9 protein-coding genes are annotated in these 9,626 nt (G+C 77.0%); 3 read left to right on the top strand and 6 right to left on the bottom strand.

What is annotated here, in order from left to right:
* Positions 1 to 134 precede the first annotated feature (134 nt).
* The 5 genes from WDZ17_RS04390 to WDZ17_RS04410 all read right to left on the bottom strand — a co-directional run bounded on the left by WDZ17_RS04390 (position 135) and on the right by WDZ17_RS04410 (position 5,454).
* Entirely contained in the window at positions 135 to 1,178 is a 1,044-nt protein-coding gene (locus tag WDZ17_RS04390; RefSeq protein WP_339573918.1) for a sugar phosphate isomerase/epimerase family protein, read from the bottom strand.
* A gap of 56 nt (positions 1,179 to 1,234) precedes the next feature.
* Entirely contained in the window at positions 1,235 to 2,341 is a 1,107-nt protein-coding gene (locus WDZ17_RS04395) for a Gfo/Idh/MocA family protein (RefSeq protein WP_339573919.1), read from the bottom strand.
* On the bottom strand, positions 2,338 to 3,465 hold the full coding sequence (locus tag WDZ17_RS04400) for a Gfo/Idh/MocA family protein (protein ID WP_339573920.1): 1,128 nt from the start codon (positions 3,463 to 3,465) through the stop codon (positions 2,338 to 2,340). The genes WDZ17_RS04395 and WDZ17_RS04400 overlap by 4 nt, the downstream gene beginning before the upstream one ends.
* Entirely contained in the window at positions 3,462 to 4,238 is a 777-nt protein-coding gene (locus WDZ17_RS04405) for a sugar phosphate isomerase/epimerase family protein (protein WP_339573921.1), read from the bottom strand. Before WDZ17_RS04405 ends, WDZ17_RS04400 begins: the two co-directional genes overlap by 4 nt.
* Positions 4,239 to 4,449: 211 nt before the next feature.
* A complete protein-coding gene (locus WDZ17_RS04410) occupies positions 4,450 to 5,454 on the bottom strand; it encodes an alpha/beta fold hydrolase (RefSeq protein ID WP_339573922.1) in 1,005 nt (334 codons plus the stop codon).
* Positions 5,455 to 5,499: 45 nt separating this feature from the next.
* On the opposite strand from WDZ17_RS04410, the gene WDZ17_RS04415 reads away from it, so the two are divergent.
* From WDZ17_RS04415 to WDZ17_RS04425, 3 genes are all read left to right on the top strand, one after another.
* A complete protein-coding gene (locus WDZ17_RS04415) occupies positions 5,500 to 5,937 on the top strand; it encodes a hypothetical protein (protein WP_339573923.1) in 438 nt (145 codons plus the stop codon).
* 327 nt (positions 5,938 to 6,264) lie between these two features.
* Positions 6,265 to 8,238: a 1-deoxy-D-xylulose-5-phosphate synthase gene (gene dxs / locus WDZ17_RS04420; RefSeq protein ID WP_422631825.1), complete on the top strand. Its 1,974-nt coding sequence runs from the start codon at positions 6,265 to 6,267 to the stop codon at positions 8,236 to 8,238.
* An 87-nt stretch (positions 8,239 to 8,325) separates the two neighbouring features.
* The gene (locus WDZ17_RS04425; RefSeq protein WP_339573925.1) at positions 8,326 to 8,925 is read left to right on the top strand and encodes a TM2 domain-containing protein; all 600 of its coding nucleotides are present in this window, start codon (positions 8,326 to 8,328) and stop codon (positions 8,923 to 8,925) included.
* 34 nt (positions 8,926 to 8,959) lie between these two features.
* Here WDZ17_RS04425 and WDZ17_RS04430 read toward each other — a convergent pair.
* Positions 8,960 to 9,626, bottom strand: a 667-nt coding sequence (locus tag WDZ17_RS04430; RefSeq protein WP_339573926.1) for a Dyp-type peroxidase, incomplete at its 5' end; no start/stop codon positions are given.

Raw genomic sequence — 9,626 nt, forward strand, 5'->3', positions numbered from 1 at the left:
TCATCGGGGCGATGCTTGTCGCCCGGGGGAGCCAGGTACAGGTCCTCGGGCCCGCCCTTGCCCTCGGGGCGACCTCGTCGCGGAACGCGCCGCGGTCGCCGCCTGTCGTACGGCACTCACCGGGCGCGCCGGGATCAGGCCTGGGAGCTGAAGGCGGCGTCGAAGGAGGCGGTCGGCAGGTCCCACAGCAGCGAGCGCACGAAGCCGACGGCCTCGGCGGCGCCCTTGAGGCGGTCCATGCCGGCGTCCTCCCACTCCACCGAGATCGGGCCGGCGTAGCCGATGGCCCGCAGGGCGCGGAAGGAGTCCTCCCACGGCACGTCGCCGCGCCCGGTCGAGACGAAGTCCCAGCTGCGGCGCGGGTCGCCCCACGGCAGGTGCGAGCCGAGGACCCCCGCTCGGCCGTTCGTCGGGCGCAGGCGGGTGTCCTTGCAGTCGACGTGCACGATCCGGTCGGCGAACTCGGTGATGAAGGCGACCGGGTCGATCCCCTGCCACATCATGTGGCTCGGGTCCCAGTTGAAGGCGAAGGCGTCGCGGTGCTCGAGGACCTCCAGCGCCCGGACGGTCGACCAGTAGTCGTAGGCGATCTCGCTCGGGTGCACCTCGTGGGCGAAGCGGACGCCCTCGCCGTCGAAGACGTCGAGGACCGGGTTCCAGCGGGTGGCGAAGTCCTCGTACCCGGCGTCCATGACGCTCGCGGGCACGGGCGGGAACTGGGCGACGTACGGCCAGATCTTCGAGCCGGTGAACCCGACGACGACGTCGACCCCGAGCCGGCGCGCGGCCCGTGCAGTCGTCCTCAGCTCCTCCGCGGCGCGCTGCCGCACGCCCTCGGCGTCGCCGTCGCCCCACACCCGGGACGGGACGATGGCCTCGTGGCGGAAGTCGATCGGGTCGTCGCACACCGCCTGGCCGGACAGGTGGTTGGAGATCGCCCAGAGGCCCAGCCCGTGGCGGTCGAGGACGTCCCGGCGGTCCGCGAGGTAGGCGTCGTCCTCGACGACGCGCTGCACGTCGAGGTGGGGACCGCAGGCGACCTCCAGGCCGTCGTAGCCCCACGACGCCGCGAGCCGCGCGACCTCCTCGAACGGGAGGTCGGCCCACTGCCCGGTGAAGAGGGTCACGGGCTGCTGCTGGCCCTCGCCCGCGGTGCCCTCGGTCGTCGTCTCGGTCATGTCGGACCCTCTCTGCAGATCGGTGCTCGGCGGGCTGGGGAGGACGGGGCGGTGCGTCAGGCGGGGGCGGGCGCGTCGACCCAGCCGCCCGAGGCGGTGGAGGCCAGGACGGCCGCGGTGACGTCCACGGCACGGGCGCCGTCGACCGCGAGCGGCAGCGCCTCGGGCGCCTCGCCGCGGACGGCGGCGTGCACGTCGGCGACGAAGGCGTCGAACGCGTCCTGGTAGCCCTGCGGGTGTCCCGCGGGGACGGCGCACAGGCGGGCGGCGTCGGGGGAGAGCTGGTCGGCGTCCCGGGGGAGCAGGAGGCTGCCGGCCCGGCGCCCGACCCACAGCGTCTCGGGGTGCTCCTGGTCGAAGGCGAGGCTCTCGGTGCTGCCGGCGACCTCGAGGTGGAGGCGGTTCTTGCGTCCCGGCGCCACCTGCGAGACGAGCAGGGTGCCGATCGCGCCGCCCGCCGTCGCGACGACGACCGCGGCGGCGTCCTCGGTGCGCACGTCCGTGTGCTGCGCACGGTCGGCGTGGACGGTCGACGTCGTGGCGACCAGCCGGACGACGTGGTCTCCGGTCACCGTCTCCAGCAGGTCGACGAGGTGGGAGCCGATGTCGGCGAACGCGCGGCTGGGGCCGCCCACCGCGGGGTCGACGCGCCAGTCGTCGTCCTCGGGGGAGAGCATCCAGTCCTGGAGGTAGGAGCCGGTCACCGTCAGCACCCGGCCCACCGCGCCGGAGCGGACCCGGGCGCGCGCCTCGCGGACCATCGGGTGGAACCGGTAGACGAACGGCACGGCCACGACGACGCCGGCCTCCCGGGCCGCCGCGACGACCTCGGCGGCGTCCGCCGCACCCGTGGCGAGGGGCTTCTCGCAGACGACGTGCTTGCCGGCGCGGACGGCCGCGAGCGCCTGCTCGGCGTGGCGGGCGTTCGGGGTGCAGACGTGCACGACGTCCACGGCGTCGTCGGCGAGCAGCTCGTCCAGGTCGGCGTAGCCGCGCTCCAGCCCGTGCTCCGCCGCCGCCCGCCGCGAGCCCTCCGGGGTGGAGGTGAGCGCCCCGACGAGCCGCGAGCGTGCCGACCGCGCCGCACGGGTGTGGACGCCGGCCATGAACCCGCCCCCGACGACGGCGGTGCCCAGCGGTCGCCCCGGCGCCGGTGAGCTCACAGCGTCCGCGCCCGCGGGTCCCAGTCCTCGGGCAGCGCCGGGGCGACGTCGACGGTGCTCGTGACCTCGACCGGCTCGCCCCGCTCACCGGCCTCGGCGATCGCCACCATGGCGTCGAGCACGTGGAAGGCGAGCTCGCCGGAGGCCCGTTCGGGGACGCCCGCGCGGACGGCGCGGGCGAGCTCGACGACGCCCGTCCCGCGCGTGCTCGTCGCGCCGACGGCAGGACGGGCGCTCGGCTCCTCGCCGCCGTCGTGGACGACGACGTCGCCGTCGAAGGTGTTGGGGTCGGGGACCTCCATCGACCCCGTGACCCCGGTGACCTCGAAGAGGGTGCGCCGGATCTGCGACTCGAAGCTGAAGGTGCACTGCGCGCTCGCGCCGCCCTCGAAGCGCAGGAGGGCGGCGACGTGCGTGGGCACGGTCACGGGGAACGTCTCGCCGGCGCGCGGGCCCGAGCCGATCGTGCGGACCTCCCGGGAGCGTGACGTCTCCGCCGAGACCCGGGCGACCGGCCCGAAGAGCTGGACGAGCGCCGTGAGGTAGTACGGCCCCAGGTCGAAGAGCGGGCCCGCGCCCTCGGCGAAGAGGAAGTCCGGGTTCGGGTGCCACGCCTCGGGGCCGGGGTTCTGCAGCGACGTCAGCGCGCTCTGCGGGACGCCGACGGCGCCGTCCTCGAGCATCCGCCGGGCGGTCTGCAGGCCGGCGCCGAGGAACGTGTCGGGCGCCGTCGCGACCCGCAGGCCCGCGTCGTGGGCGGCGTCGAGCAGCCGCTGCCCGCTGGCCCGGTCGAGGGCGAAGGGCTTCTCGCTCCACACGTGCTTGCCGGCCGCGAGGACCTGCAGCGCGACCTCGACGTGCACCTGCGGCAGCGTGAGGTTGACGACGACCTCGATGTCGTCGTCCGCGAGCAGGTCGGCCACCGAGCCGTGGCCGGGGACGCCGAACTCCTCCGCCCGCACCCGCGCCCGTGCCTCGTCGAGGTCGGCGACGAACCGCACGTCCAGGTCCGGGAACGTCGTGAGGTTGCCGAGGTACTGGTGGCTGATGACCCCGGCCCCGATGACGCCGACGCCGACGGGGCCGGTGCGGGCTCCTGCGGCCCCCGTGCTCGCGGCGCTCACGCGAGCCCCTGCTCGGTGAGCCACCGGACGCTGCCGGCGACGGCCTCGAAGCGGTCCCCGCGGGAGTCGTCGAGCTCGACCACGCGCAGCGCGTGCGGCGCGGCCTCGACGATCGCGCGGACGGGGAGCGTGCCGCTGCCGACGGCGACCTGGTCCTTCGTCTCCGTCGTCGCGGGGCCGTCCTTGACGTGCAGCGCGACGACGCGGTCGCCCAGGCGCGGCAGCAGGGCCACCGGGTCGTGGCCGCCCACGGCCACCCAGTAGGTGTCGACCTCGAGGACGACGTCGCTGCCCTCGAGGTGGCGGGCGAGCACCTCCAGGGCCGGCGTCCCGTCGAGGACGCTCTCCAGCTCGTGGGCGTGGTTGTGGTAGCCGACGCGCACGCCGGAGCGCTGCGCCACCCGGGCCGCGGCGACGAGGTCCGCGGCGACCGCGGCGACGTCCTCCTCGGTGCCCCAGCGCTCGGCGGGCACGTGCGGCTCGACGACGGTGCCGATGCCGAGGTCGGCCGCCGCGGCGAAGACGCGGTCGAGGGAGTCCTCGTCCTCGCCGACGAGGTGCTGGTGCGTCGTCGGCGCGGACAGGCCGGCGTCGACGAGACCGTGCGCGAGCCCGGGGAACGTCGTGAAGGCGAACGGCTCGACCTGCTCGAGCCCCAGGTCCGCCAGCCGTCGCAGCGTGCCGGTCAGGTCCTCCGCGAGGGCCTCGCGGACCGTGTAGAGCTGGACGGACAGGCGTGACGGCGCGGTCGCGCGGGTGGGGGACGTGCTCATGGGTCTCCTCGTCGAGAGCGGGCGGGGGCGGTGGCCGTCGACCCGCGTGGCGCCCGCCATCAAAGCACTTCTGCCCCTGCGTCGACGGAAGTGCCCCGACGGGCACGACCCGACGGCGCGGCCCGGCGGACGTGCGGTCGTCCCCACCCGCGGCACCCGCCGGGCGGCCTCAGCGGGTCGGCGTCAGCGGGTCGGCGTCAGCGGGGCGGCGTCAGCGGGGCGGGGGTGACCGCACGGCGTGCACCAGCTCCTCGGGCCGCTCCTCCGGCACCCAGTGCGACACGCCGTGCAGCGTGCGGGCGCGGTACGGGCCCACGACGTGGTCACCGCACCGGGCCGCGGTGCCGCGCGCGACGAAGGCGTCGCGGTCGCTCCACAGGTAGGTCGTCGGGACGGCGACCGCCGGCACGGCGTCCAGGTCCCGGCCGCGCAGGGCGCGGTACCAGGCGAGGGCGCCGGCCAGCTCGTCCGCGCGGACGAGCGGTCGCAGGTGCGCGTCGACGAGGTCGGGCCGCACCGCGGAGCCCGCGAAGGCGGCCCGCAGGCCGCGGCCCCCGCCGGCGAGCAGGACCCGCTCGGCGGTGCCGCGCCGGCGCAGCAGCCGGACGTAGCTCGAGCGCAGCTGCTGCCCGCGGTCCTCGCGGAGCCCGGCCACGTAGGCCCGCGGGTGGGGGACCGAGACGGCGACGAGGTCGGCGACCCGCTCCGGGTGCGCCGCGGCGAGCGCCCACGCGACGACGGCGCCCCAGTCGTGACCGACGACGCTCACGCGCTCGGGGCCGGGTCCGGGGCTCCCGTCCTCGTCCTCGCTCCCGTGCCCGCCCTCGCGCAGGGCCCCGGGCAGGGCCTCGAGCACCGCCACGGCGTCGGCGACGAGCCGGTCCAGGCGGTAGCGCCCGACGTCGCGGGGACGCCCCGTGGCGGCGTACCCGCGCTGCTCGGGGACGAGGCACGGCCGCCCCTCGGCGGCCAGGGCCGGGACGACGGCGTCGAAGGAGCGCCAGGAGCCGGGGAAGCCGTGGAGCAGCAGGACGGGCGCCCGGGCCGCCGTGCCGGCCCGGGCGGGGGTGACGTGCACCGGGAGCACGACGTCGTCCTCGACCGCGACGTCCACCACCCACGGGCGCACCGACCCCCCGCCCGCCCGGCCTCCGGGGTCGCCCTCCCGGCCGCCGGTGCCGTCGTCGCTGCCGCCGGGGTCGGGGGGTGTGGTCACCCCCGCAGCCTCGCCGCTGTCGGGGGGCGGGCGCACGATGGACGGGTGCCTCCTCCTCCAGGTCCGTCCCGCTCCCCGACCGCCCGCGCCCCCGTGCGGCTGCGCGGGGCGTCGGCCCCGGGCCAGGCGCCGCCGGGGTGGCCGGTCGACGTCCCGCCGCCGGGGGCCGACGGCTGGCAGGCGCGGGCGGCGTCCTGGCTGCTGGACGTCTGCCCCCCGGACTACCGCGGGCACCCCGTCCTCGCCCGGCAGCCCCGGGTGCTCGCCCGGCTCGCCGTCCTGCACGCGAGCGCCCAGCTCGACGGCCTGCGCCGCGCCGTCGCGACGCTGCGGGCGGACCTGTCCGACGTCGTGGGTCCCCGCGTCGTGGACGAGGCGCTCGCCGCCCTCGAGGCCGAGCGCGTCCGGCTGCTGGCCGTCGAGGAGGGCGCCGTCCTCGTCGAGCGAGCGCTCGCCGGCGCGCGCGTCGTGCCCTCCCTGTAGCGGGCGCCCGGGTCCCGGCGCGGGCGTCCGGTGGCCCGCGGCGGCGCCGCCCGGGTGGGGCGGCCCGGGTGGGGCGGTGCGGTGCGGTGGGAGGTCGGGAGGGGGCGCACCTACAGTGGCGTCCCCGAGGACGGGCGCAGCCCCGACCCCAGGACGGGCCGAGGCCACGACCCGGGGACGCGACCGGGCGGTGCCCGGGGGACCGAGACGAGGTGGTACGCGGTGGCGAGCCCGCAGACGAACCCCGAGGTGGGTCCTGAGCCGGCGGGGCCGTCCTCCGGCGCCGCCCAGCAGCGGGACCGCCGGGGCGCGCGGTCGGCTCGCCCGGTGCTGCCGGGCGTGGAGGGGCCGAGCGACCTGAGGGCCCTGGACCCCGAGCAGCTGCGCCGTCTCGCCGACGAGGTGCGGGTGCACCTCGTGGAGTCGGTCTCCCGCACCGGAGGGCACCTCGGCCCGAACCTCGGCGTCGTCGAGCTGACGATCGCCCTGCACCGCGTCTTCGACAGCCCGCACGACACCGTGGTGTTCGACACCGGCCACCAGTCGTACGTGCACAAGCTCCTCACCGGCCGGCAGGACCTCTCGACCCTGCGCACGCGCGGCGGCGTCGCCGGCTACCCGAGCCGGGCGGAGTCCGAGCACGACGTCGTCGAGAACAGCCACGCCAGCACGTCCCTGTCCTGGGCGGACGGCATCGCCCGCGCGCGGACGCTGACGGGTGAGGGCGACCGCTGCACGGTCGCCGTGGTCGGCGACGGCGCCCTGACCGGCGGCATGGCCTGGGAGGCCCTCAACAACATCGCCGCCGCCCAGGACCGGCCGCTCGTCATCGTCGTCAACGACAACGAGCGCAGCTACGCTCCCACGATCGGCGGTCTCGCGCACCACCTCTCGACGCTGCGGGCGACCAGGGGCTACGAGCGGTTCCTCGACTGGGGCAAGCAGGCGCTGCAGCGGGTCGGCACCCCGGGCCGGCTCGCCTACGACACGCTGCACGGGATGAAGAAGGGCCTCAAGGACATCGTCGCCCCGCAGGGCATGTTCGAGGACCTGGGGCTGAAGTACCTCGGCCCGGTGGACGGCCACGACCTCGAGGCGCTGGAGCGGGCGATGACCATCGCCAAGGACTTCGGCGGCCCCGTCATCGTCCACGCGCTCACGACCAAGGGCCACGGGTACGCGCCGGCGCTGGCCGACGTCGCCGACCAGTTCCACGCCGTGGGCGTCATCGACCCGGTGACCGGGCAGCCCGTCGCCGCCGGCGGCGCGCCGAAGCGTGCGTCGTGGACGTCCGTCTTCGCCGACGAGGTGCTCGCGGTCGCCCGCGAGCGGGACGACCTCGTGGGCGTCACCGCCGCCATGCTCATCCCGGTGGGCCTGCACAAGATGGCCGAGGCCATGCCCGAGCGCGTCGTCGACGTCGGCATCGCCGAGCAGCACGCGACGACGTCCGCGGCGGGCATGGCCTTCGCGGGCCTGCACCCGGTCGTCGCCCTCTACGCCACCTTCCTCAACCGCGCCTTCGACCAGGTGCTCCTCGACGTGGCGTTGCACCGCGCCGGCGTGACCTTCGTCCTCGACCGCGCCGGCATCACCGGCCCGGACGGGCCCAGCCACCACGGGGTCTGGGACATGGCGCTGCTGCAGCACGTCCCCGGGCTGCGGCTCGCGGCCCCGCGGGACGGGACCCGGCTGCGTGAGGAGCTGCGCGAGGCCGTCGGCGTCGACGACGCCCCGACGGTCGTGCGGTTCCCCAAGGGCGCGGCGCCCGAGGACGTCCCCGCGCTGGAGCGGCTCGGCGGCACCGGCTCGTGGGGCGCGCCCGACGTCCTCGCGCGCACGGGGGAGGCGCCCGACGGCTCCTCGTCCACGGGCAGCGCCCGGGACGTGCTCGTGGTCGCCGTCGGCGGCCTCGCCGGGCTCGGGCTCGACGTGGCCCGGCGGTTGGAGCCGCACGGGGTCGGCGCCACGGTGGTGGACCCCCGCTGGGTGCTCCCCGTCCACCCGGCGCTCGTCGCCGCGTGCGCGGAGCACCGGCTCGTCGTCGTGGTCGAGGACGGGCTGCGCACCGGCGGTGTCGGCTCGCGGCTGCGTGACGAGCTCGCCGACGCGGGGGTGCGCGTCGACGTGCGCTGCGTCGGGGTCCCCGTCCGCTTCGTCGACCACGCCGAGCGGGCCGAGGTCCTCGAGGAGCTCGGCATGACGGGCCAGGACGTCGTCCGCGACGTGCTCGGCCGGGTCGCCGCGCTCGACGAGGAGCGCGAGCGCGCCGGGGCCCGCAGCGGGACCACCGGCGGCTGAGCCCGCCGGGGGTCCGGGAGGCTCCCGCACGGCCCGGGCGTCGGGCGACGGCGCTACCGTCGGCCGCCACCGACCGGGGGAGGACCTATGAGCAGCACGCCGGGCAGCGCCGACCGTGGCGGCGAGAGCCGGGAGCCCGACGACCCGTGGCGGTCGCGGGAGCACCGCCGGGACGGGGACGGCGCCGGACGCCCCGGGGCGGAGGCGGCGCCCTGGGCCGGGCCGCAGGGGTACCCGGGCGGGCAGGGCTACCAGGGGTACCCGGGCGGGCAGGGCTACCAGGGGTACCCGGGCGGGCAGGGCTACCCGGGCCAGCAGGGCTACCCGGGCCAGCAGGGCTACCCGGGCCAGCAGGGCTACCCGGGCCAGCAGGGACCGCCGCCCCCGGCGTACCTGGGCCCCCCGACCCCGCCGCCGGCGGGCTACAAGGACACGACCGTGGCCTACCTGCTGTGGTTCTTCCTGGCCGGGGTGGGCGCGCACAAGTTCTACCTGCGGCAGCCGGGCCTCGGGGTCACCTACATCGCCCTGACCGTGGTCGGGTGGGCGACGGTCGTCTTCGTCGTCGGGGGCCTGTTCCTGCTCGCCCTCTTCGTCCTGTGGGTGGTCGACGCGGCGACGATGCCCGACCGCGTCCGGCGCGTGAACGCCGACATCCACGCGCAGGCGCTGCGCGGCTGGCGCTGACCGGGGGCGGGTGACCGGGGTGGGCGCCCCGAGGTCACCCGAGGAGCGTCTGCCCCCACCAGCCGTCGGGGCCGACGCCCGGGAGCACCGCCCAGACGCCGGAGCCGGTGTGCCGCAGGTACTCGCCCATCGCGTCCGAGCGCGAGAGCGCGTCCTGGACGGGGACGAACGCCGTCCGCGGGTCGCGCTGGTAGGCCAGGAAGACGAGTCCGGCGGCGAGGTGGCCGAGGCCGTCGGCCCCGTCGACGAAGCTGTAGCCGCGCCGCAGCATCTGCGCCCCGCCGTGGCGGCTCGGATGGGCGAGGGAGACGTGCGAGTCGGCCGGCAGCCGGGCGATCGCCCCCGGGTCCAGCGGGTCGTGCTCACGGTCGCCGCCGAGCGGCGCGCCCTCGCCCTTCGTCCGACCGACGACCTGCTCCTGCTCCTGCAGCGGGGCGCGGTCCCACGTCTCGACGTGCATCTCGACGCGCCGGGCGACGAGGTAGCTGCCGCCCGCCAACCAGGTGGCCGCCGGGTCGTCCTGCGGACCCACCCACACGTGCTCGTCCATCAGGCCGGTGTCGCGGGCGTCCGGGTTGGCGGTGCCGTCCTTGAAGCCGAAGAGGTTGCGCGGGGTGGGCGCGGACGGGTCGGTGCTGGAGGCCTTCCCGAAGCCCAGCTGGGCCCAGCGGACGGCCGCGGTGCCGGCGGGCGTCCGCACA

The sequence above is a fragment of the Pseudokineococcus basanitobsidens genome, assembly GCF_037482545.1.
Taxonomy (GTDB): domain Bacteria; phylum Actinomycetota; class Actinomycetes; order Actinomycetales; family Quadrisphaeraceae; genus Pseudokineococcus; species Pseudokineococcus basanitobsidens.

What these genes read in the sequence shown, in the direction of transcription:
- WDZ17_RS04390 (WP_339573918.1), bottom strand. Translation starts at nt 1,178, where the DNA reads ATGACCGAGACGACGACCGAGGGCACCGCGGGCGAGGGCCAGCAGCAG.
- WDZ17_RS04405 (WP_339573921.1), bottom strand. Translation starts at nt 4,238, where the DNA reads ATGAGCACGTCCCCCACCCGCGCGACCGCGCCGTCACGCCTGTCCGTC.
- WDZ17_RS04425 (WP_339573925.1), top strand. Translation starts at nt 8,326, where the DNA reads ATGAGCAGCACGCCGGGCAGCGCCGACCGTGGCGGCGAGAGCCGGGAG.